Source organism: Georhizobium sp. MAB10, from assembly GCF_045012825.1.
GTDB lineage: Bacteria > Pseudomonadota > Alphaproteobacteria > Rhizobiales > Rhizobiaceae > Georhizobium > Georhizobium profundi.
The window spans coordinates 353315-379629 of sequence record NZ_CP118314.1 but is presented as its reverse complement, the minus strand read 5'-3'; the positions used below and the strand labels follow the sequence as shown (position 1 = coordinate 379629).

6 protein-coding genes and 1 pseudogene are annotated in these 26315 nt (G+C 60.7%); 6 read left to right on the top strand and 1 reads right to left on the bottom strand.

All coding sequences use genetic code 11. The features are described from left to right. Positions 1 to 616: 616 nt before the first annotated feature. The 6 genes and pseudogenes from PU133_RS01705 to PU133_RS01680 all read left to right on the top strand — a co-directional run bounded on the left by PU133_RS01705 (position 617) and on the right by PU133_RS01680 (position 25520). Complete coding sequence (locus tag PU133_RS01705) at positions 617 to 17824, top strand: carbohydrate-binding protein (RefSeq protein WP_404863248.1); 17208 nt, start codon at positions 617 to 619, stop codon at positions 17822 to 17824. A gap of 142 nt (positions 17825 to 17966) precedes the next feature. Then, a complete protein-coding gene (locus PU133_RS01700) occupies positions 17967 to 19694 on the top strand; it encodes a type I secretion system permease/ATPase (RefSeq protein ID WP_404863247.1) in 1728 nt (575 codons plus the stop codon). Continuing rightward, positions 19684 to 20994, top strand: coding sequence for an HlyD family type I secretion periplasmic adaptor subunit (locus PU133_RS01695; RefSeq protein ID WP_404863246.1), 1311 nt, complete (start codon positions 19684 to 19686; stop codon positions 20992 to 20994). The genes PU133_RS01700 and PU133_RS01695 overlap by 11 nt, the downstream gene beginning before the upstream one ends. Further along, a complete protein-coding gene (locus PU133_RS01690) occupies positions 20991 to 21656 on the top strand; it encodes a hypothetical protein (protein WP_404863245.1) in 666 nt (221 codons plus the stop codon). The genes PU133_RS01695 and PU133_RS01690 overlap by 4 nt, the downstream gene beginning before the upstream one ends. Before the next feature lie 1436 nt (positions 21657 to 23092). Next, positions 23093 to 25054: a methyl-accepting chemotaxis protein gene (locus tag PU133_RS01685; RefSeq protein ID WP_404863244.1), complete on the top strand. Its 1962-nt coding sequence runs from the start codon at positions 23093 to 23095 to the stop codon at positions 25052 to 25054. Continuing rightward, positions 25054 to 25520: pseudogene (locus tag PU133_RS01680) on the top strand (chemotaxis protein CheW). The gene PU133_RS01685 and the pseudogene PU133_RS01680 overlap by 1 nt, the downstream one beginning before the upstream one ends. A gap of 100 nt (positions 25521 to 25620) precedes the next feature. Here PU133_RS01680 and PU133_RS01675 read toward each other — a convergent pair. After that, positions 25621 to 26307: a DUF3047 domain-containing protein gene (locus PU133_RS01675; RefSeq protein WP_126007717.1), complete on the bottom strand. Its 687-nt coding sequence runs from the start codon at positions 26305 to 26307 to the stop codon at positions 25621 to 25623. Positions 26308 to 26315 lie beyond the last annotated feature (8 nt).

Genomic DNA, 26315 nt, shown 5'->3' with positions numbered 1-26315 from the left:
AACGAAATCACCCGCCGTTTGCCGCCATATCGGTGCTGAGGTGCAAGCACCTTAGCCATTGATCGATGCATGCCTCAGAATCAATGCCTCAGATTATCTGCCTCCACCGGCGCGAATTCAAGCCGTTGATAATGTGCAATTCTGCACAGCGCATCCTCTTCAGTTGGCGTTTGTGCCGAATGGCTTACTCTTTAAAATTAACTTCCGCGAGAAGCACAAGGCTGTGCTTATATATGTGCCGAATGTAGGTTGATCCGGAGCGTTATGTTTACAAGGGCGGGCGCTACTAAGCGATTCGCGTAGACCTATACGGCTCGGGTAGGTCATTTGGTCCTCGTAGAGCGACCTTTCTTCTATATCCCGCCGTTCCAGCCCATGAAATCCTTAAGGCCAAGTTAACACTCGTGTGTTCGGGCATGAGGGACGTGCATCAGCGCCGTCTCTCAAAGGGGGAATGATGGATAAGGAATTCGGTTTCGAGCTCAGCTCGAACGACGTCGTTGACGGGACAACATTTGCCGCTGATTTGAATTCGCCGTTCGGCAACAGTCAAAATTCATCGCAGGGCGGCAGCGAACACTATGTTCTCGATGTTCCCACGGGTGGATGCAGCGAGTTGGTCGTTCAGTACGCCAACGGCTTCTCCGAGGATCGGGAAGCGACTTTCTCGATCGACGGTGGAAATCCTCACGTCATCACGTTCCCGAGCACGGGCGGTTGGCAAGCTCTTGGAACTGTTCTGGTGCGGATCGCGCTCGATTCCGGCACCCATACGATCAGCGTCGCTTCGCTCAACAGTTCCGGCCCCCGCATCGTTGCCATTGCGGCCAGTGACGGCACGCCTGCGGCCGGCACCCAGATCGGCGACGGGCTTGGCTTGATCAATGCGTTGAACCTCGCGGGCATCGCCGCTCTCGCTCTCGCCACCAAGGTCGAGGATGGTGCAGCGAACACGCCGAGCGACTTCGACGAACTTCTTCCTCTCGCGAACCTGCCGGCGCTCGACAGCGACGCGGGTATTCCGCTCAACGAGGACGATGTCGCCCAGCTCGACGGTCATCTGCCGCCGCTGGATAGCGGCTACGGCGACTATCTGGGGCCTCAGGGCGATGGCGGATCCGTCGGTTCCGGTTCGCCGCTGCAGCGAGGGACGGCTTCCGGCAACGGGGCCGGTGGCACCGATCCAGCGTCACTGGACGCGCCGGTCTACACGGACGTCGAAAGCTTTTCCGATCCGGTCGACATGCCGATGATGAGCGCCTTCGTCAGCGACGAGGGCTTCGTGACGGCTGCCCTGGCCGCGGAACCGGACGTCAGCCTCGGGACGCTTGCTCCGGGAACGACGCTTCGGCTCGAGGCTGAAAATGCGTTTGTCGGCAATGCCATCCCGACCAGCACGTTGGGCAATCCAACTGCAGTCTCGACCACGACTGCGACGTCGCCAAGCGACATCTCCAATGCCGATGCCGCCAGCGGCGATGCCTATGTCGATTTTGCTGGTATCCCGGGTAACACTAGCGCTGGTTCCGGCCAGTTCATTGAATGGTCGTTCACGGTCGGGACCGCCGGCTGGTATGACATAGACGTGGGCTATGCCTTCAACGCCGTCGGCGTAAACCGCTCCATGCGGCTCGATGTGAACAACGAGCTGTGGGACCGCATTTTCGACATGCCGTCCACCGACAGCAATGAAGCCTATCGAGAAGCATCCACCCGCGTTTACCTCAATGCCGGCGTGAACGATATCCGTTTGACCGCCAACGGCTTCAGCGGCCCGAACATTGACTACCTCGATATCCGACAAGCTGATCCGAACGTCATCGTCATCCAAGCCGAGGATCTCGCGCCGAACACGACGATTACGACGCCGACCAGTGCCAACCGTGCAATCACGCCTGAGTTCCTGGCCGCACGAAATCCTACGGTTAGCTCAAACGAGAACTTCCGGGTTGGCGCAGAAGGCGAATCCTATCTCGATTGGGGGGTCGCCAATACATTCGCTGAATTTTCGGTCAATGCACCGACGGCGGGAACGTACACGATCACACTCGTCTATACGAACGGTGACGGTGGCTCGGCCGCGCGTCCGCTCATTCTTTCCGGTTTGCCGGACGGTGCGACGGCGCAGTTTGCGATCCTCGCTACCAATGGCGGAGCACGTACAGTGCTTCCAAGCGACGTTTCCGATATCGATCCAACGCCTGGTGGTAGTGGTGAAGACGCAAATGTTCCCGTGACCGCCAGCGGGTGGGAAAACTGGACCAGCGAAACCATCACGGTCACGCTGCCCGCCGGCGTCTCGACCCTGCGGTTGACCTCGACCACAACCAATGGGCCAAATATCGACAAGATCGTCATCGCGCTGACTCAGCCGACGGTTCCCGTCGAGCCCGTCAACACGGCGCCGACCGCTGACGATCTGGTCATTTCGGACGCGCAGGAAGACACGGTCCGCCGTATCGACATTACCGATGCCATCGACGATGCGGACGCTGGCGACACGCTTTCCGTAGTCGCTTCGGTTCCCGCCACGCAGGGTACCGTATCGGTTGTCACTCTTGAGGGCCGCACCTACATCGACTTCACGCCAGCCTTGAACTTCAATGGCCAGGCGACCATCAGTTATACCGTCGCCGACCAGGACGGCGCCGCGAGCGCTCCGGCGACAATCAGTGTCAATGTCGCGGCGGTCAACGATGCGCCCGTGCTGTCCGGTTCCATCGCCGCGCAGACGATCCCGGCCACAGGTGGATCCTTTTCGCTCTCGGGCCTCACCAAAAGCGATGTCGACGGTACGGTCCCCACCTTCGAGCTGGGTGGCGATCTGCCAGCCGGCGTCACTCTTTCGGGTGAAACGGTCAACGTTGCTGCGAATGTCGCCCCGGGCACCTACACCGTTCAGGTGAATGCCACGGACGGTCAGGCGGACTCCGCGCCTATCTTGTTCACGCTAACGGTGCAGGCACCTGTCGTCGAAGAACCCGAGGAGCCGACCAACACGGCGCCGACTGCCGCCAATGTCACCGTGCTGGATGCGCAGGAAGACGCGGTTCGCCGCATCGACATTACCGGTGCCATCAATGACGTCGACGCGGGCGATACGCTTGCAGTCGCCGCTTCGGTTCCTGCGGCGCAGGGTGCCGTTTTCGTCGTAACGGAAGGCGGCCGCACCTACATCGACTTCACGCCGGCCCCGAATTTCAATGGCCAGGCCACCATCAGCTACACCGTCACCGATCAGGCGGGCGCTTCAAGCGCACCAGCTGCGATCGCGGTCACCGTCGCTGCAGTCAATGATGCGCCGGTCCTGTCCGGCACCATCCCGACGCAGACCGTTCCGGCCACCGGCGGCACGATTTCTCTGTCCGACCTTACATCGGTGAGCGATGTGGACGGAGACGTGACCACGCTGGAATTGACAGGTTCAGGCCCTGAGGGTGTGTCGCTCGCGAATGGCATTCTCACTGTCGCGCCGAACGTTCCGGCAGGTTCCTACGTGCTGCAGATCGTCGCCTCCGATGGCGACCTAGATTCAAACACCATCTCCTTCACGCTCACTGTGGAAGCTCCGATCGTAGAAGAGCCAGAGGAGCCGGCGCCGTTTACGCAGATCCTCATTCAGGCGGAAGCCGGCGTTCTCACGATCCTCGATCCCGGAAACAATACCAACGTCACAACAGTTCGCGATCCCTCCAACCGCGAACAGAACGAGGCGTTGCCCACCGGTCTCCGTCCGGGTCTCACCGGCAGCGGTTATCTGGATTTCGGTGACACGCCGGGCGACAAGGCCACTTACAGCTTCACTGTCGCCGAAGCGGGCACCTACGATCTGCACATTCGCTATGCGAGCAACAGCGCTCGGCCGCTGGCCTTTTCGATCGACAACAATGCGCCGAGCAATTTGCCTTTTGGCGCGACAGGAACAAATGTTTCCGGGTCGACCGAAGGCTTCAACAACTGGTCAGTTCAGAAGGTGACCGTAACGCTTGCGGCTGGCACCCACAGCTTCTCGCTGGCAATCCCGGCCGGAGCAAATACTGGCCCCAATCTCGATGCCATCGCGATTACGCAGACCGGCGTCGCGGCCGTGTTTCCAGTTACCAACTCCGCGCCGATCGTCTCCTCCGAAACCTTTTCGGTCTTCGAAGGTAACACTGCTGTCGGCACCATCGTGGCCGGCGATATCGACGGCGATGCCGTGCGCTATTCGCTTGCCAGTCCTTCGGATAACGACAATGCGCTGTTCACGATCAACCCGCAGACCGGCGCCTTGTCCTTCATCGCAGCACCCGACTTTGAAGCGCCTGTCGGTGGCAGCAACGTATACACCGTCGTCATTGTCGCCTCGGACGGCGCGCTGACGACGCAAAAGACCATCACCGTCACCGTGACCAACGACCCGGCCGACGATGTCGTGCCGGACACGACTGCCGACGAGGGCAATGATCTTGCGCTTTCGGTCGTCGATATCTCCGACCCCACGGCCGCCGTCTTCGCGATCGCTGGTGCGGATTCCGACATCGTTTCCTTCACCGTTTCGGTCAATGGCGGGGCGGCTGTTGCCGTCACGCCAGTCGGCGGCCAGATCACGCTCGACCTCGGCGATCTCGATCCGGGTTCCGTCGAAGTCGAACTGACAGTCACCGACGACGCCGGCAATTCGGCAAGTGCTGGAACAACGGCAACGATCGATGAAGATAATTCCGCTCCGTCGATTTCCAGCGAACCCAGCTTTACCGTAGCCGAAAACATGACCGTCGTCGGCACGATCGTCGCGAGCGATCTGGATGGCGATACGCTGACGTATCAGCTCTCGGGTGCTGATGCCTCCAAGCTGTCGATCGACGCCAATGGTGTCATTTCGCTCAATGCTGGTGCGAACTTCGAAGCCGCTGACGACGCTGATGGCGATGGTGTCTACGAAGCGACCGTCACCGTCAGCGATGGTACGGCTTCCACGACGCAGGACATCACCATCACCGTCGGCGACGTGAACGAAGCACCGTCGGCGATCTCGCTTTCTGGTGCGCAGTCGCTCTCCGAAGAGGCCGTTGCCGGCACCGTCGTTGGTGTCGTTGCGGGCGTTGATCCGGACTCCGATGCGCTGACCTTCACCGTCAATGACGATCGTTTCATCATCAACAGCGCCGGCCAACTGGCTGTCGCAGACGGCGCGACATTCGATTTCGCGGCGGAGCCGCAGATCGCAGTGACCATCACCGCAACCGACCCTTCAGGCCTGTCGACCACTCGTGACTTCACGCTCGGTATCGTGGACGTCGCCGAGCCGCAGGAGCCGATCGGCATGGTCTTCGACCAGTCTACGCTCACATCTTACAGCACCCAGGATCGCGGGGCCGGCGCGTCCGTTGCCGATGCTGGCGCGACACTTACTCTCGCCGGCAACCTCTGGAAGCGCGCGCCGCTGCCGGAGAGCTACACGATCACGGAAGGCACCAAGATCACATTGACCGTGACGCTCGGTACCAATCTGTCGGAGATTGTCGCCATCGGCTTCGATGACGATGACAATCCTTTCGAAACGAGCGATCGGTCCGTCTTCCAGATCGCCGGAACGGAAAGCCAGGCGGCCTTCGTCGATCTGCGCAACGGCAATAACGGCACGCCGGGCACGACGTTCACCGTGACGATCGACTTGTCGACCCATGCCGGCAAGACGATCTCGTCGCTCGTTTTCGTCGCCGACGATGACCAGGCGAGCAACGGTGTCGGTTCGGTCTCCTTCAGCAACGTGCAGATCATCGAAGGGCCGGTCGATCCCGACCAGAACGATGCCCCAACCGTCATTGGCGGCGGTGTCGCCGATCTCAGCCTGCCGGAACGCAGCCAGCTCGAAATCGACATGCCATTCGTCGATGCGGATGGTGATGCACTGAGATACAGCTTCACCGCGACGGATGCCGACGGCAACCCGGTTGCCGGCTTCGAAAACCTCTTATTCGCGCAAGGCACCCTGAGCGGCATCATCCAGGCTGCGCCGAGTGCGACACCCTATACAATTACGATTACGGCTGATGATGGCCGTGGCGGCGTTACGACAACGGAATTCCAGCTGACTGTCGAAAACGTCAACGATGCACCCGTCGTCAACGTCGTCGCTTTCGAACCCTATTTCGGTGCGGTCGGCGAAGAATTCGACGGTATCGATCTCGCCATCTTCGCGGATGCATTCTCGGATATCGACGGCGACAGCCTTGTCCTGTCTGTCGAAGGCCTGCCGGCAGGCCTCAGCCTCAACAGCGAAGGCGTGATCGTCGGTACTCCCACCGCAACGGGCGACGGCACGATCACGATCGTCGCCACGGATCCGTCCGGTGCCCGCGCATCCTTTGAGCTTGAGCTGACGATCGATGGCCCGGCGGTCGGCGGTACGACCGTTGTGGAAGCAGAAGCCTTCACCGATCTCGCGGACGCCGACGCATTCTATGTCGCGGCTGCTCCGGGTGCATCGGGCAATCAGGCAATCCGCACCAACGCCAATCAGACCGGCACCGTCTCTACCGTTCTCTCTGAGAACGGTCTGGCGGAAGGCTGGTACGAGGTCTCCATCACGGTCTTCGACGAAACGGACGGCGAGGCGACCTTCAGTTTCACGATCGGCGATACGGTGCTCGCTAGCGGCCTGTCCTTCGACGATGCCGGAACCTTCGACAATCCGAACCAGGCGCGTGGAAACGGCGGCCAGGTCGGCAATCTGAAAACCATCACCTTCACCACTCCCGTCTTCATTGATGCGGCCACCATCGCCACCATCACGGGGATTGCGGACTCCGGCGAGTTCCTGCGCATCGACAAGCTCACCTTTACGAGCGTCGAGCAGCCGGAGCTTGCCCCGGTCAATATCGTGCTCGATACGGCGGCGGTCGATGAGAATGCGGCCGGCGCCGTCATCGGTACGCTCGCCGCGATTGATCCCGACGGGAGCTCGGCTGCCATCGTCTACACGACCACCGACGAGCGCTTTGTCATCGATGGAACGCAGCTGCGCCTCGCACCGGGTGTGAGCTTGGATCATGAAGCCAGCGAAACCGTCTCGGTTTCGATCACGGCAACAGACGCTGCAGGACTGTCCACGACCAGCGTATTGACCATCACGGTCGGCGACATCAACGAAGCCCCGGTTCTCGGCGCGGGGGCGGCGATTGAAGACGTGACGCTCGTCGAGGGCACCGCGCAGACGATCAACGTTGCTGCAGCTCTCGGAGCGACTGATCCAGATGCTGGAACAACGCTGAGCTACGCGGTCGCGCTTCAAGGTGGCGGCACGCTGCCCGCGGGCATCACACTCACAGGAGGCATCCTCACGATCGCCGGTACAGTCGTTGCTGGCACTTACGCCCTCGAAGTCCTTGCGACCGATGGTGCGCTGAACACCGCCCCGGTTGCCTTCACGGTGACTGTCGGTGAGCCACCCGTTTTCACGCCGATCGTTCTTCAGGCAGAAGACGGCACGATCGCGCTGGCTGCCGCTACTAACGGCAACGCAACGGTCACGGTCGTGCGTGACGCAAGCAATCCGGAAGCTGGCGGCTTCTCCGGCCTGCGCCCGGATTTCAGCGGCACTGGCTACCTCGATTTCGGTGACGATGCAGGCGATACGGTCACCTACACGTTCACGGTCGCTCAGGCCGGCACCTACGATCTCAACGTGCGCTATGCATCGCAGGACTTCTCCGGCGCGCCGCGCTCACTTGCCATCGGCGTCAACGGAACAGTTGCCAATGCCGTCTTCCCCAATACGGGACCCGCGACGGGCGATCCGCTTCTTCAGGGCTTCAACTTCTGGAGCTTCCTTACCCAGACCGTGACACTGCAGGCCGGCGTCAACACCATCACCTTTGCAATCCCTGCAGGGGCGGGGTCAGGGCCGAATCTCGATCGCATCGAAATCACGCCTGCCGGTACTGGCCCAATCGAGGTCGACGTCTCGGCTGATGAAGATGGCAATCTTGTTCTTGCCGCTCCGGCGACTCCGATCGACATCGCCGAAGCAAGCGCGATCACGCTTTCGGTTGCTGGTCTGGACGACGATATCGTCAAGGTCGAAATCAGCCTCGACGGCGGTGCGACCCGTATCGATGTCACGGAGCTTCTCGATGTCGATGGCAACTTCGTGTTCGACGGCACCGGTCTCAATGCCGGCACGTCCGAGATCACCATTGTCGTAACCGACGAGGCTGGAAACGAGGCCGAGGCGACCGATACGCTGACGATTACCGACGAAGCGACGCCGATCATCGTCGATCCGTTCACCATCCAAGCCGAAGACCTCACCCGGGTGACGGTCAACGACACGACCGCTACGGGCCAGGGCGCGCTTACCCGCGTCGTCACACAGGCCAATCCGGATGACTTCGGCAACTTCCGCGCCGGTGCCGTGGGCAACGCCTACATGGACTTCGGCGCTCAAGTCGGCGATGCCATCACCATCAACGTCGATGCACCTGCTGCCGGCACTTATCTCGTCACGTTCCGCTACAGCAATGGCGCTGCGGACTCGCGCGCTCTCAATCTGACGCTGAACAATGGCGACGTGATCAGCCTGCCGTTCACCCGTGGGCCTGGAACCGGCGACCTCGCTTGGAACAGCTGGGTCGAGCAGACCGTCGAATTGACGTTGGTCGAAGGCTCGAACCAGATCCGCCTGGCAATCCCTGCCGGCAATATCGGCGGCCCCAACATCGATGAGATCAGCTTTGAGTATCTGAACGGGACCGTTCCCGTCGATCCGGTCGAACCGTTCTCGCTGACGATCGAAGCCGAAACGTTCATCATTGCGGACATCGAGCCGGTTGCCGGAACACCGGCCGACACGGTTGCCCGCGTTCCTGGCGAAGACACGAATGAAGCTGGCGCCAACGCCGGCAACAGCGGTCCAGGCCAGATCTACGACTCTTTCGGCTTGCGTCCGGGCTATGAGGGCACCGGTTATCTCGATACCGGCAACGATATCGGCGATGCTGCCAGCTTCTCGCTGACGGCACCCGGTGCCGGCACCTATCAGCTGACCGTGCGTTACGCCAATGGCGGGGCAACCGACCGCCCGATGACGCTGTCGGTCAATGGTGTGGAGCAGACGATCGACTTCCCTTCCACCATCCCTGCTGGCGGCACCGCCGACGCGGGCTGGTCGAACTGGCAGGAGATCACGGTCGACATCGAGCTTTCCGAGGGCGTCAATATCATCTCGGTGGCCAATGAGATCGCCAATGGTCCCAACATCGACAACGTCACGATCAGCCGTGATGGCGACGGTCCGGTCGACCCGGAGGTTCCGAGCGAGCCAGGCGAACGCGAGACGATCCTGATCAACTTCCAGGACGGCACGGCGCCGAAAGCGCCGGGCTACCTCGTTGCGACCTTCGTCGGCTTCGGTGATCGCGGCAACGGCTATTCCTACGGCTTCGTCACCGAAGCGTCGGCGACCGACGCCGACGGTACGACCGCGACGCCGATCAACGCCGCGCTCTATCCGACCGTCGCGATCAACGAACGCACAGGGCAGGGCGAAAGCTCCAACGTCGACGACGGTCGCAACTTCGACAGTTACGACCCGCGTCTCACAGGCTACGCGCATTTCGACCTGCGTGGAACGTTCCCGGCCGGTGAGGCTAACCGCGTTGCATTCGAAGTCGCCCTTGAGAACGGCTGGTACGAGGTCACGGTCGCCGTCGGCGATACCGGTGGTCCGAACGACAGCAACAACAAGCTGGAGATCGAAGGCGCACTCGTTTCGAACTTCGTCCCGACCAATTTCTACAAGACCGAACTGAAGACGGTTCAGGTCAAGGTCGAGGATGGCTTCCTGACGCTGGCTGCGCCGGATGGCGAAGTCACCGAAATCCAGTATCTGGAGATTCGCGAACTGCCGGATTTGACACCGGACGACGAGCGCGAGGCGCCTGAAGATTATGCGCGCTTCGTTGGACCTCGTGCGATTGCCGGTGTCGGTGAAGGCCAGATCGTCGTCGATCTGGATCAAGCGAGCGGCGCGATCACGACGGTCGATCCGACGTCCGACATCATTCTCGGCATCGAGGTGGCGCCGAACCGCGGTGGCGCGCTTCTGGAAAGCCTCACGGATGGCTCGATCAAGCTTTATGAAACTCTGACCGGCCAGGAGGTCAATTTCAGCATCAATACGACTGCTGGCTTCGACTCGCTGACGATCTCGCCAACGGGGGGGCTGAAAGCCTTCACGAGCTACACGCTCGTGATCGATGGCTTCCAGGATCGCGGTTCAAATGCCGATATCGACGCACCGACGCGCGAGTTCTTGAAGTTTAGCTCCACCTTCACGACCACGGCGCAGCCGGAAGTCGAGGCTCGTGAGGTTGCCTTCGTCGAAACGATCGAACTCAATGGTTATGCCGACAACGCATCGCTGTATACGTCGATCGAGATCTCGCCGGACGGCCAGCATCTCTACGTCGGCACGCTCAACGGCCTGATCAAACGTTGGGATATCGATCCGCGGGATGGCTCGCTTTCGAACGAGCAGACGCTAGAGCTCGACTATCTGCAGGAAGGCGCTCGCTCCCGCGGCATCATCGGGTTCGTCTTCGACCCAACCGACCCCAACGTCATCTGGATCACGGACAATTTCCCAGTTCCGCTCGACGGACGTGACAATGCGGTGCCTGAATTCTCGGGCCGCGTCTCGAAAGTGACGATCGGCGAGGGCGACGCCTTCACCGGCACCGCAGAGACTTACATCACGGGCCTGCCGCGTTCCAACGGCGACCATGTCACGAACAGTCTAGAGTTCCGGGCCAACCCGAATGCCGGCCAGCCGAATGAGCCGGACTTCCTCCTTTATCTCATCCAGGGATCCAACTCGGCGATGGGCCAGGCGGACTCTGCCTGGGGCTTCCGCCCGGAACGGCTTCTCAACGCCGCGATCCTTGAAATCGACCCGACTCGCGAGGCTCCTCCCGGAGGCTTCGACGTCTCCACCGAGCCGATACCGGATAACGGCCTGAATCGTCGCTTTGGCTACGAGAACGTTGTCAACGGCCAACTCGTGCCGACCGACGACGGCAACCTGAAAAACGGCGGCATCGCCATCAATAGTGGCGAATTCATCGGAAACTTCCTGCATTTCGATGCGAACGGCGTTGCTTCGGTGCGTTCGGGCACGAACTTCAACTCGACCATCATCGAAGAATTTTACAATCCATATGCGGACGACGCGGTCCTGAAAATCTTCGCGACCGGACAGCGCAACGGCTACGACCTGGTCTGGCATTCTAACGGTAAGCTTTACGTCTCGGCCAACGGCTCGGCGGCAGGCGGCAACGTTCCGAACAATCCGAACACGCCGCAGAACGAGGCGGTCAACAATGTCGGCGTGCAGAACGACTACTTCTTCACCATCAGCGAAGGCTCCTACAGCGGCCATCCGAATCCGCTGCGTGACGAGTTCATCCTGAACGGCGGCAATCCGACCTCCGGTGCAGACCCCAACCAGGTCGGAAACTACCCGGTCGGCACGCTGCCGGATCCGAACTACGATCCCAACAATGCTTATTCGCTTGGCCAGAATCGTTCGCCGAACGGCGCAATCGAGTACAAGAGCAACGTGTTCGGAGCAGGCCTGCAAAATGCGGTGATCTTCACCGAGTACTCGAGCGGCAACGACCTGCGTGCCATGATCCTGGACGACGACGGCAACGTGATCGATGACTTCGTCATCCGCGATCCCGATGGCAGGGTCATCAGTCATCCGGATCCGCTGGACGTCATCGAAGGTCCTGGCGGTCGGCTGTACCTCCTCACCCTGAACCGCAGCGATGGGTCGAGCCAGATTGTGCGTCTGGAGCCGGCACCAGGCGGCATCATCGCCGACAACACAGCCGATGCGGGAGGCGACCTCGCGCTCGTCCTCTTCGACGGCAGCGACGTGGAAGCTACGGTCTTTCAGGTGAACGGCCTCGACGACGACATCCAGACCATCCGCGTCAGCTTCAACGGCGGGCAAGCGCAGACCGTTACGCTGAATGCGCAGAACCGTTTCACCGCGGACGTCAGCGATTTCGGTTCGCCGGTCACCGCCACGCTGACGGTCCTCGACGACGCGTCTAACACTGCGGTCGATACGCTCACCTTCACGCCCGGTCAGGCGCCGACCGAATTCGTCAGTCTCATCGTGATCCAGGCAGAAGATGCGACGCCCGGCGATGGCACTTCGGTCTCGACACCAAACGACGTAGATGCCCAAATCGAGATCCGGACTGATCAGAACCGCGAGCCGAACGCGACCGGCACTGGTTATGTCAACGGCCTTCGGCCAAGCGCATTCGGCAACGATGGCAACACCGACAATCTCGACGGCACGCCGGGCGGTTACGCCGACTTCGGTTCCACCAACGCCGACTTCATCACGTTCGCCTTTAATGTACCGAGCGACAGCGCGGGCGAAGCCCTGCTCCGCTTCCGCTATGCCAACGGCGCCACGACTGACCGTCCGCTTCAGGTCGAGGTGAACGGCACCATCGTCACCGTACAGTCCTTCGTCCCGACGGCTGTCGCCCCGGCCGATGGCTGGACCGTCTGGTCCTTCGTTGAGATCCCGGTTTCGCTCGCTGCAGGCCAGAACACCGTGACGCTGCGCTCGGTTGCCAACACGGGCCCGAACATCGACCAGCTCGAAGTTCTGGTTGCTCCGGATAGCGCGACGGGTCCAAATGACGGCGAAGAAATCGTCGATGGCATCACCTATGCCATCTATGAAGCTGAAAACGCTGCCTTCACCGGCGACCCGGCCGTCGTCACGACCGACCGCGACCAGTCCGGCGACTTCGTTGATTTCGTCGGTCCCGACACGGAAACGATCACCTGGACGGTGTCGGCAAGTGCCGCCGGCGTTCATGGCCTCGACATCCTCTATGCGCTGGGTGCCGGCAAAGCAGCCCGTCCTATGACACTCACCGTCAACGGCCAGGTCGTCGAAACCCTCGCATTCACCGCCAACAGCAATGCGGCGGAATCGATTTGGGGGCCGCAATCGACGCTCGTCAATCTGGTCGCAGGTTCGAACACCATTACGCTCACCGCTCCCGGTGGGGTCGGTCCGAATGTGGATTATCTGCGCGTCAGCACCGAGCCACTATCGGTGTTCGAGCCTGACTATGCCGAGATCGTCGGTTCCGGCCGCATCGAACTCGAGACGACGGATGGTTCGGCCAACATCGTCAATGGCAGCACCGTCGATTTCTACTTCACGGTGGCGGCGGACGGTGTCTACAAGCTTGATACGGCCGCCAATGCCAGCGCCACCAACGGCCAGGGCCTGACCTGGCTGCTGAACAGCGTCGAACTGGATGAAACGGCCTTCCCGGGCGTCGGAACTGCCGGCGAGCAGTCGGTCTACATCGAGCTGACTGCCGGCACGCAGTATCAGCTGCGCGTTATCTCGGACGCACCGGGCGCCAACGGCATCGACTATCTCGATGTCCAGCCGGCACCTGGCAACGCCAACGCCGATATTGGCATCCAGAGCCTCGATCCGGCCTATTTCGACGATCGTCTGCACTTCTCGTATCTGGAGAATCCGGATGCGGTGGCCCCGGACGATGCGGACCGTGACTTCAAGGACACCGGCGTGGTCCGGATTTCTAACACGGGCACCGAACCGCTGGAATTCCTCGAAAGCCAGCTCACCGGTCCGTTCGTTCTGGCCAATCCGGCGCTCTTCGAAGGACTGACGCTCGCTCCCGGTGCATTCGTCGACGTTACGGTGCTCTTCAACCGAGCAGCCTACACACCGCCGACCACCAACATCGACGGAACGTCGACCACCTTCTTCGGTGAACTGACGCTTCGCACCAACGATGCAGACAGCCCCGTCGCTACCGTCGATCTCGCCGGCTTCTGGCAGGCGCGCGACGAAGGCGGACAGGAGCCGAACGTCAACGAGATCTGGCAGATCTTCGGCTTCGGCAACCGCATCGAGGGACTGCGTCTGCAAGGCGGGGGCGAGAACTCGACGCTGAGCACGAACGACGTCTTCGCGAAGACGGACGAGACAGAGGTGCTCTCACCGTATTGGCGGATCGCCGAAGGGTTCACCCAGGCGAAAATCACCCAGATCGCCGCCTTTCACGGAACGGGCGGAGCCACGATGGGCATCCACAACCCGGGCAATAAAGGCCAGGGCACCACGTTCTGGAATCACGAAGGAACTGACAACCAGCGCCTGCTGCCGAACTCGGGCAACGACACGACGTTCTCGACACGGACCTTCAGCAATGCCGACATCAGTGATGGCTGGCTTGGCAACGAAGTGTTCGGCATCAACGTTGCCGGACTGTCGACCGACCCGAGGCTGAACCCGACGGGCGGCGTCATCGTCCCGGGAGCGCAGCAGGGTCACACGGTCAAGGTGTTCCAGGCGCTCGACGCTAACGGCAACGTAATCCCGAACGTCTTCCTCGGTGTGATGGACTACACCGGCATCAACTACGACTATAACGACAACCTCTTCGTCATCGAGGGTGTCGAGCCGGTGGGCTTTGGCCAGGAACTGGTCGTCGAAGGCCTTGATGATGCGGCGGCGGACGATCGTCTCGTCTTCACCAATATCGACAACCCGGCCAACGCCCAGCAGACCTTCCGCAACGAGGCGACGTTTACGATCTCCAACGACGGCTTCGTGCCGTTGACGATCGAGGACATCCTGATCGGCAATGGCGATGCCTTCGAGATCGTCGGTGCAGTGCCGACGACAATCGCGGCGGGCGGTAGCGCGCAGGTCACCGTCCGCTTCGTCGGCGAACACGCAGGCACCTCGTCCGGCGCTGAGCTCATCTCCTCGACGCTGACGATCGTGTCCAACGATTTTGCCAACGGACAGAAGGTGATCCAGCTCGCAGGTCTGGCTCAGGAGTTCTCGGAAAACGGGTCTGAGCCGACTGTTGCGCAGATCGTTGAAGCCTTCGGCTATTCGACCGATATGGCACAGGGCGAACTCGCGGCTAATGGCGCCGTCGAGGCAGTCGGCGACGAAGTTTTGATGCCGTACCTGCAGCGTCTCAACAATTCCCAGCCGATCGAGATAATTCAGATCGCTGCATTCTTGACGCAGGGCAACGTCGCGCGTCTCGGCTATCACGGCATCGGCTCTTCGGACGTGACCAATCTCTTCGCCAATGACGATCAGCAGGGCCAGACGGTTCTGCCGGATCAGCTCCAGGCCGGAGCGGGTGCTGGGGCGAATGTTGCGCGCGGCACCATCAACCAGAATGGCCCGTTCGGTCTCTACATCTCGGTCGATGGCCGTCCGACCTATTCGTCCTGGACGGATCCGGAAGCCAACAAGATCGACCCCGATTTCGGCCAGCTGGTCGGCGACAACCAGGGTCACTTGCTTCGCTTCTTCCAGGCGATTGATGCGGCAGGAAATGTGATCGAGGGGACGTATATCGGCATCCAGGATTATCCGGGCGCCGGGAACTACGACTACAACGACCACATGTTCATCATCAAAAACGTTCAGCCACACCAGCTGACCGCCGCGAACGATGCAAACAACAACGATGTCAACGATGCGCTTGAGAATGATGCGGACGATGATGGCACGGTCGACTTCTTCGATCCGGACATCGATCCGATCGATCCCGTCGATCCGGGCAGCAAGGGCGCCTATGTACTCGGCGTCAATTTCGGGGGCGGCGCGATCGCCAACGATCCCGTTCTCGGCCTGGCTCTGATTGCCCAGACCGATCCGCGGGTATCGTTGACGGGTGCGGTGAATTCCGGACCAGGCGTCGATGCTCCATCGAACCCGAATGGCGCCGGGGCAACCCCGGGTTCCGCGTTCGCAACCTACGAGGACGGGTCCGACTGGACAGCGTCGATCGACGTTCCGAACGGTACCTACGTCGTGACGCTCTACACGCAGGAGACCTATTGGAACGCGCCGGGACAGCGGCAGTTCGATATCTCGGTCAATGGTCAGCAGGTCGTCACAAACCTCGATCCGTTCGCGGAAGCCGGCGGTGACGAGCCGATCGCCATCGAAACGATCGTCACTGTCACCAATGGCGAGATCGTCATCGATCTCTCGGCCGACATCGACAATGCTGCGCTAAACGCGGTGACCATCCATCAGCTCGTTCAGCCGGGGTCCAACCAGACGCCGTTCCTCGGCACACCATTCCTCGTCGATGCTGACGGCGTCATCATTGATGCCGACGACTACGACAATGGCGGCCAGGGTATTGCCTACAACGACACGCCGGGTCTCCAAGGTGGCACGAATGGTGGACGCACAGGCAGCTCGGTCGAAGTGACCGGGGGAGGTGATATCGGCTGGATCGATAACGGCGAGTGGCTGGAGTACACCATCAACGTTGCAGCAGCCGGCGAGTACGATCTCGATATGCTGCTCTCCAATGGGGGTGGTGCGGGTCGTGCAGCAACGGTCAGCTTCTATCGTCCAGGTGAGACAAGCCCCTACGCAACGACTGGAACGATCGCCAATCCGAGCACCGGCAGCTTCAACAGTTTCGTCAATCGCTCGGTGGATGGCATCGATCTCGAGGCGGGCACGCAGATCGCCCGCGTCTCCTTCACCGGCGGCAGCCAGGATTTCCGGTCCTTCGCGCTGACGCCAGTGACGCCGGTCGTAGCTCAGACACCATTCGGTGGCCCTGCTCCGAGCTTCAATGCTCAAGGCATTCTGACCGTCGATGCGACGAACTTCGACAATGGCGGGCAGGGCGTCGCCTACAACGACAATCCGGGCCTCGACAACACGGCCAATGGGGTTCGCCCCGGCCGCGACGTCGAATTCGTCGGCGCCCAGAACGACATCGGGCATGTGCTGCCCGGTGAATGGGTCGAGTACACGATCAACGTTCCTGCTGGCGGGCTCTACAGCTTTTCGGTCAACGCCAAGACCCCGGTGACGGGGGCGACGGTCTCCGTTTCTCTCGCAGGTGGAGCGCAACTCGGTACGGTGACGCTCGCTGACGGCCATGCCGGCGGCAGCAACTTCGCCAGCGCGCCATTCATGCAGAGCAGTGAGATCGACCTGGCATTGGCAGCCGGGCCGCAGACACTGCGCCTGACCTTCAACGGACCTTTGGCCTCGAACGGCTACGTGCTCGATCTGCGGTCGTTCACGCTGGAGGCCAATAACCTTCAGACGCCGTTTGGTGGCACGGCACCCGTGTTGGACAGCGATGGCCTGACGATCGAGGGCATTGCCTACGACAATGGTGGCCAAGGCATCGCCTACAACGACGCCGCGGGTCTGCAAGGCGGAACCAACGGCGGTCGTGCCGGCAGCACCGTCGAAGTCACATCGGGCGGCGATATCGGCTGGATCGGCGGAGGCGAGTGGCTGGAGTACACGATCAACGTGGCGGAGGCGGGGACCTACCTGTTCAACCTCTCCATGTCGCTCGGAGAGGCCGGCGGTCCTAACCGCTCGGTGACGGCAACCTTCACCAACGGATCGGCTGTCGATACCGTTACGGTGGGAACGCCACGTACCGGTACCTGGACGAACTTCCAGGATACCGACTCGGCTGCAGTGACGCTGGATGCCGGAACCACTGTCGTCCGGCTGACCTTCAACGGCGGCTCGCAGGACATGTCGTCCTTCTCGCTGGAGCCGGCTGCGACACCAGCCTCTGCAGGCGCCGGCATCTTTGCAGCTGCGGCGATGTCTCCGTTCGTCTTCGATGAGCCGGAGATTTCGATCCCGGATGGTCCGGATGCTTGGCAATCGTTAAGCGACGATGATGCCGCTCCGAGCAATCTCTGGTCGTCCTTCGGCTACGATCTCATGAACTGACGCGAAACTCCGGTGGCTTTCAGAAAGCCACCGGAACTCATGACAGTCTTGGCTTGGTCGCCATTAACCCTGATCAAGCTTTGTCGTGTCGAACTGCCGATTAACGTGCTTAATGTTGAGTTAATGCTTTCGGGGCGGGATTATGTTCAAGCGTAAATCTGAAGTCTCTGTCGCCAGCGCGATCCGTACCTGTCGGTCGGCGTTCCTGGGAATCTTCATCGTCAGCGCGGTGATCAACCTGCTGATGCTGACCGGGCCCCTTTTCATGCTGCAGGTCTATGACCGCGTGCTGGCAAGCGGCAGCGTGCCGACGCTCATCGTGCTTTCGGGCATCGCGCTCGGCCTTTATTTGTTCAGCGGCGTCCTGGACATCCTGCGATCCCGCGCGCTGACCCGCATCAGCATGCGGGTCTACGCCCGGCTGTCCGATCCCGTGCTGCGCGCCAACATTCGCATGCCAATTGTCGGGGGGCACAAGGCGGCGGGTGTCCATCCCGGCCGGGATCTTGATGCCGTGCGCCGGTTCCTGGCTTCACCGGGACCAGCTGCGATCTTCGATCTGCCGTTCATGCCCTTCTACTTCATGATCATTTTCCTGTTCCATTTCTGGCTGGGTGTTCTGTCGCTCGTGGGCGGCCTGCTCATCTTCGGTCTGGTGGTGGCGAATGAGCTTATGTCGCGTGAACCCACGCGCGAACTCGGCAGCCGGAGCGGCGCTCAATCCAAGGTCATGGACAGCGCACGGCGTAACGCCGAAGTGGTCAGTGCGATGGGCATGCTCGGACGTCTGTCGGAACGCTTTTCGGAGCTAATGGCGCCACATGTGGCCGCCCAGCAGGCCGCTGCCGATCGCAGCAATTTCTTTTCGTCGGTCATCAAGCTGCTGCGCTTGGTGCTCCAGTCGGCAATGCTCGGACTCGGTGCCTATCTGGCGATCCTGCAGGAAATCACGCCCGGCGTCATGATCGCCTCTTCCATCATCATGGCCCGTGCACTTGCGCCCATCGAACAAGCAGTTTCGCACTGGCCGTCCTTCGTGGCTTCTCGCCAGGCGACGACCCGCCTCGATCAGGCGCTTCAGGACACGGATCGGCAGACGGCTTCCGGTGGCCTGCCGCTCCCGACGCAGGACGTGACGATCATGGAATTGGCGACGAGCGCTCCGGGTGAGCCCGTCGTTTTGCTCCAAGGCGTCGCGCTGCAACTGAAGGCAGGCGATGGCCTCGGCGTCATCGGGCCGTCAGGCTCAGGCAAGACGAGCCTGGCGCGCGCCCTGGTGGGTGTATGGCCTCATCTGCGTGGCGCGGTTCGCCTCGATGGTTCGACACTCGATCAGTGGAGCGAGGACGAGCGCAGCAAGATCATCGGGTATCTTCCGCAGGACGTCGAACTCTTCGACGGAACGGTCGCCGACAACATCTGCCGCTTCGAAAAGAAGCCGGACATGCTGGCGATCGTTCAGGCGGCCAAACTTGCGGGTGTTCACCGGCTGATCGCCAATCTTCCGGACGGCTATGGCTGTGTCGTTGGCGAAGGTGGAGCCCGGCTGTCGGCCGGCCAGCGCCAGCGCCTCGGCCTCGCTCGGGCGCTATACGGAAATCCATTCATGATTGTGCTCGACGAGCCGAACTCCAATCTCGACATTGAAGGCGAGCAGGCGCTGACGGCCGCGATCAGTGAAGTGCGTGCGCGCGGTGGCATCGTCGTCGTCATCGCGCATCGGACCAGCGCGCTGTCGGCGGTCAACAAGGTATTGATGATCCAGAACGGCCAGCAGGTCGCTTTCGGCGATCGCGATGACGTTCTTTCCGGCCTTGCGGTTCTCGACCGTCCGGCAGCCAACCAGAAGGCATTCAGCCATGCGGTCTGACGATCTCGACCGGGCCATCCGAGGCTCGATCACCAAACAGCTGTCGACGTCCCTGCTGGTGTGCGCTGCCTTGGTGGCAGGCTTCGGTGGCGTGGCCGCCTATGCCGAAATCAACGGCGCGGTCATCGGCTCGGGGCAGATCATCGTCGAGGGGCGCACGAAGCACGTGCAGCACCCCGATGGCGGTATCATCGGTGCAATCGATGTGGACGAAGGCGATCGGGTGGAGGCGGGCCAGGTACTCTTCCGGCTTGACGACACCATGGCGCGGGCCAGCCTCGGCATCGTCGACAGTCAGCTGGAGCAGTTGCTGGCGCAGGAAGCCCGGCTTCTTGCCGAGCAGGCGCGCAGCGACAGCATCGTGTTTCCCGAGCCATTGCTGTCTTCTTCGACCGAGCGTGCTGGGCTGTTGATGGATGGCCAGCGCGAGCTGATGAGCGCACGCCGTCTGACACGTGAAGGTCGCAAGGCGCAACTCGCCGAGCAGATCAACCAGTTCGGCGAGCAGATCGCCGCGCTGGAATCACAGCAGCAGGCTGTTGTCGAGAACATTGCGCTACTGGACGAGCAGATCTCCGACTTCACGCATCTGCACGAGCGCGGCCTCGTGGTCGACTCCCAGATGATCACCATCCGTCGCGAAAGGGCTTCCCTCACGGGCAGCCACGCGGCGCTGACCTCTGAAATCGTCGAGATCCAGCAGGCGCGCACTGCAACGGAACTGGAACGCGTGCAGGTCGACGAGGAATTCGATCAGGCAATCCTTACCGAACTGGATGAAAAGCGTGGCGAAATTGCTCGGTTGCAGGAAGAGCGGATCACGGCGATCGACCGTCTGCGCCGGCTTGACGTGCGCGCGCCACTGACAGGCTTCCTGCATCAGCTCAATGTGAGCACGATCGGTGGAATCATCCAGGCGGGCGAAACGCTGGTCAGCGTCATTCCAATGGAAGATGACCTGATTGTCGAGGCAAAGCTGTCTCCCGGCGATGTGGATCAGGTAACGGCGGGGCAGGTCGCGCGCATCCGTCTGACCGGTCTCAGCCAGCGCGTGACGCCCGAGCTTTCGGCCGGCGTCATCGATGTCGCGCCTGATCTCACCATGGACGAGCAGTCCGGGCAGTCCTTCTATACGGCTCGCTTGCGGATTTCCGAGGAAGAACTCGCCAAGGTGGGCGCGGACAAGCTGCGTCCGGGCATGCCGGTGGAGGTCTTCTTCGAGACAACCCGCCGAACCATTCTGTCCTATCTGGTCAAGCCCGTCAGCGATCAGTTGCATCACGCGATGCGTGAGGAATGACGGTCAGCACCAATACTGCAGCCAAAGAACGCGGGGGCGTCGAAGTGGTCGAGAAGAACAGTCAGGTCGAGAGTTTTGGAACGAGCGACCTCATCCGTTTTGACGAAGTCTCCGCCAAGGCGGTCGCGCTGGAGAGCGGGCAATCCGCCTCGGGACGATCCGAGCCCGACGCACAGGCGGTTGGAAAGCGGGTGGTTCGGCTGGGCCGCGACCGCCTTCAGGCGGCACGCAACGTGCGGGCGGCGAGCGAGCCTGCGACCTCGACAGATGATCTTCAGTTGCAGATCGACCGGCTCGCAGAAGCCGTCCGCGCCATCGAGCGCTCGGAGACATTGGAGAGCGCGACGCGCCAGCTGAGCGCCATGAATGACAAGCTGACCGCGATTGCAGGCTCTGTGGAATTTACTGAAGCCTACGCCTCAGTCGGCATGGCAGACCGGATCGTGGAACGTCTCAGTTCAGAGTTGAAGGATCGGCAGGCCGATCAGCGGCGCATTTCGCATCTGAAGCGGCGGTCCTTGGTCGGACTGTTCTCAGCGGCGACATTGGCCGTGCTGCTCGTAGCGGAGATCCGCGACGACGTGGTGACACGCGGTATACCGGTGCTTGCCGAGACGGTTGGCGACTGGATGAGCACGCTGTTCGAACGGTTCCCCCGCTAGCACGGTGCTCTTCTGTGCGACGCCAACAGGGTGGCACTCCGAGAGACAGCGCTGAGGCAGGGATCAACCAAGATTTCGCCGTCATTGAACGAGATGACGCTATCGCAATCCCGAGATGCACGCGAGTGCCGCCGGTGAGTTGATGCGTCGGCATGTAGAGGGCAGACACGCTATCATTTCGTCCATGCGAGGCACACGAACCTGATCGTCATCGTTCGCATTGCCCCTATCTTTAGAAGACGCCCGAACGTCAGCTTTAGGCGACGTTGTGGGTTTACCTCTACGACCGAAATGGGGCGCACAGCTGACCTGAGACCTGCGCGACGAATGGCCGGTTATGGGATTTTGTGGTAATGCTGCGAATGGCCGGCATGGAGTCGAAAGCTGTCATTAAGATCCGCGTGCATTTCAATGGCAGCTATTCGGGCGTCGTCGCCCAGAACCGGACCGTCCAGAGACGGCCCCAAAGGCGTCGGCAGGAAATCATTTCCCAAGTGCGCTTGTTGGACGCTGGAGCGGCTGACGGCCGTGATCACTGAGCCATCATTGCCATGGTGCGATCGCGGCCTGGTCCACCGCATGGGTCGACATACTTCGTTAACGTAAGCAATATCGAATGGCGAGTGCAGAATCCCTTGGAAAGCGCGGCAGTAACCAGTGCCAGAGCTGTCGAAAATTTTTGCGGCGTCATCCACACAGCATCCGGCTCGCGCGGCGGAGCAAGTGACTGGTTCATTAATCCACAATTCACCAAGCACTTCGCTTTCCGGGAGCAACGCACCCTTCTACCCGTTCTCGTCATGCTCAAGTCGGGCAATCATCCTACAATGTGCATGGACAGCAGATTGGACGGAGTAAGTGCTTGCGTTGAATGGGGGCCGAGCCGGCTGTCGGCGTGTCTATGGGCTCGCCATTGTGTTGACGACAGCCGGTCTCGGCGTCGCGATAGCTATCGGACTTATAACAAAAGACAGGATTTTAAACGCAGCCATTCTTGAGATCGCACAGAACATCCAGAGTGCCGAGTTGCGCGGCCGGATAGATTGACAGATCTTGTCGGTCGACAGACGTCCGGCACGCTGTAAGCGGCTCGAAGACCCTCCGGAATTCGGATTAAGGTCCATGCCGAGTCGGGTTGGTCGTCTTTAGCTGGGTGTCACTGTGCAATTTGAGCGACGCAATCTGACACAGCCATTTATGGCTGCCAGCATAATGTTACTACGACAAGTCGTATGTCCCTTTAACCAAATTGCAATTGCGGCTGGCGGTAATCACTTCTGCGGGCAAGACTTATCTTGAGGCCATGAGCGCCAATGACCGCGATGATTATTTTCTGGCAAATCTGACTTGTGGTCATCCGCACCTGGCGTTGAGCGATCGCTCATCGAACATGAGCCTTGGCAGATTCTGCTCCACTGCAGGTTTGGGGACCTACAATGAAGTTTCTGTCCAACGCTCCGATACGAGCGAAGATCTTGACACTCATAATCGCGCTTGCCGTTACGTCAGTAGGCGGCGCAGCACTTGTGTCTTATGAAGCAGACACCTCGACTGCAACCTTCCTCGAATTCATCGAAGAAGATATCGAAGCGACCTCGTCGGTCCTGCGCGCAACGCGACACCTTCAGTCCGTTGCATACCGGTCATATCAAGCTCTCGACAGCGAACCAGGATCGCCAGCGCATGCAGTCGCGCTTGAAAGCTACCAAGGAAACGCGAAGCAAATGGTGGAACGGCTTTCGCAAGCCATAGAGCTAATGCCGGAGGAGACAACGGAGCTTTCTTCGCTGCGGGAGCGTGCGTCTTCGGTCGTGACCGGTACAGGCGAAGCGATCGCTCTCGCTACATCCGGTGATGGCAGCGCCGCCCGTCTGAAGATGATCGAAACCGATGGGATCATTGATGATCTGACGACCGATCTGCGTCTATGGACTGAGGAAACCGTCGGAGAGATTCAGGCCGGGAGCAAGTCTCTGAAAACCGGTAGCGACCAGCGAATCTGGCAAACGTTGCTCATTCTGATCGCGCTTTCGGTAGTCATGTCCATCGTTTCCTTGATCGTTTCCACACTGGGCATCACGCGTCCCATCGCGGCGTTGAATGGCCGTATGCAGTCACTGGCGGAAGGCGATCGTGAAGCAATGGTGCCGGGGCTCAGCCGTGCCGACGAGATCGGCAAAATGGCCGATGCTGTCGAGGCTTTCCGGCAGGCTGCCATTGAGAAAGTTCGTCTTGAAGATGAGGCGATCGAAGCCCGAGGCATAAGTGAGACTGAACGGCTGGAACGCGAACGCCTCAAGGCCAAGGAGGCTGCAGAAATCCAGGCAGTGGTCGACGCTCTCGCCGAAGGGCTTGGCAAGCTCGCCGACGGAGACCTCAGCCATCAGCTGGATCGCCCCTTTGCCGGCGAGATGGACAAGCTGCGCGCCGACTTCAACAACGCCGTCAGCAAGCTCAATGCAGCGATGGTGTCAGTCACGGAGAATGCCCGCGCGATCCATTCCGGCTCGGAAGAAATCCGGGTCGCAGCGGATGACTTGTCTCGCCGCACGGAACAGCAGGCAGCTTCGGTCGAGGAAACCGCTGCTGCGCTCGAAGAGATCACCACCACGGTTGCGGACAGCACAAAGCGTGCTGAAGAAGCCAGCCAGCTTGTGGCGAAGACACGCGTCGAAGCTGAGCGGTCGGGTGACGTCGTCAACAAGGCGATCGTCGCGATGAGCGAGATCGAAAAATCCTCGATCGAAATCTCCAACATCATTGGTCTCATTGATGACATCGCGTTCCAGACCAATCTGCTGGCACTGAATGCTGGCGTCGAAGCTGCAAGAGCTGGCGACGCCGGTCGAGGCTTTGCGGTTGTGGCTCAGGAGGTCCGTGAACTCGCTCAACGCTCGGCCCGTGCGGCAACCGAGATCAAGGTACTGATCAACGCTTCTGGTCAGCAGGTTAAATCGGGTGTGACCTTGGTCGGCGAAACCGGACGGGCACTGTCAACGATCGTGCAGGAGGTCCAGGAGATCAACACGCATGTCTCAGCGATTGCCGAGAGCGCGCGGGAACAATCACTCGGCTTGAAGGAAATCAACACAGCCGTAAACAGCATCGACCAGGGCACACAGCAAAACGCGGCTATGGTCGAGCAATCGACCGCCGCCAGCCATAGCCTGGCTCAGGAGGCAGTCGCGCTCAATGAGTTGATGACGCAGTTCAAGATCGTCGACGGCTACCAGAGCCAATACAAGCCGGTGACGAAGGGGCCTGCTGTCGCAACTGACCGCGCGAAGTCTGTGGACTCACCCGCCCGGAAGCTCGGCCGGAAACTCGCGAGTGCATTCGGTGGTGGATCCAGCGCCGCTGCGGTCGCTCAGTCCCATGAGAGCTGGGAGGAGTTCTGATGTCCGGTTCACTCATCGGCTCCAACACATCTTTGGAAATCATCGCGTTCTATCTGGGTAACCAACAGTTCTGCGTGGAAACACTCGCGATCAGGGAGATCAGGGGGTGGGCACCGTGCACACCTCTTCCTCACGCGCCGCGCGATGTGCTCGGCGTCATGAATCTGCGGGGCTCGGTCATCCCGATCATCGATCTGGCTGCGCGCCTTGGCATGCCTGCCGCTCAACCCACAGAGCGCAGTGCCATCGTCGTTGCAGAAGTCCACGGGAGGTTTTCGGACTTGTCGTTGAACGGGTGTCGGACATTCTTTCGGTCAGTCCGGATGACATTCAACCGGTACCTGTCGTCTCCGCCGAATTCGACGGAAGCTATGCCGAAGGCATCATCCCATTGCCATCGGGGATGGTCTGCTTCCTCAACCTGTCTCGCTTGCTGACGAAGAACCCGGCTGAACTGGCTGCATAAAAAGCAGAAGCGCGGCGTATGGCGATCCATCGTCGCGCTTCCTCGCTGACTATTGTTGGTAGCACTCTGATGAAATATCGCGGCTGCCGTCCGACGGTTGCTACGTTACCGTCAACCCGGAGACCGTCGCCTCGACGCGCGCCGGTGTGTTCTCGCTGTTTGAGGAGACCGCAACGGCGACAAGGCGTTCGAGCGGCTGACCGAAAACCTTCGGAAAATCTGCGGCAAGGTCGACGGTTTCGGTAAAACGGCCTGTTCCTGCCGGACGCGTGATGAGATTGCGAAGACGCTCCGGCGCATGTGGGCTCGGCACCACGCTTCCCAAGGGTGTGTTTCCGCCCCACGTGTACATGAGGATCCGGGCCGACCGGTTGGTCATGAGACTGCGGATATTGGTTCCCGGACGAACGCGTTCGGCTCCTGCCGCATCGACACTCACGAAGAACAGTCCGAGATTGCGATCGTCTGTGCCGATCGTGGACAGATCCGACGGCGGCACCGAACTGTCGACCTGCCATGTCCAGCTTGCTCTTTGGGCTCCATGAAAAGAATGTTCCAACATACGGTAAAAGATCGAAGAGCTGCCATCGGCGACGACGCGCAGCTGTCCGTCGCCCAACGTGAACTGGTTGGGTTCAAGACGGCGGAAGGTCAGATGCTCCCAGCTCTCGTCAAATGGCACCGCGGCCGCACGCGCCACACCGATGCCGGAAAACAGCGCTCCGGCGGTTGCAGCTGCGCCAAGCCCAAAGGCACGACGCGTCATGGGAAACTTTATCGAGGTCATAGGCAGCT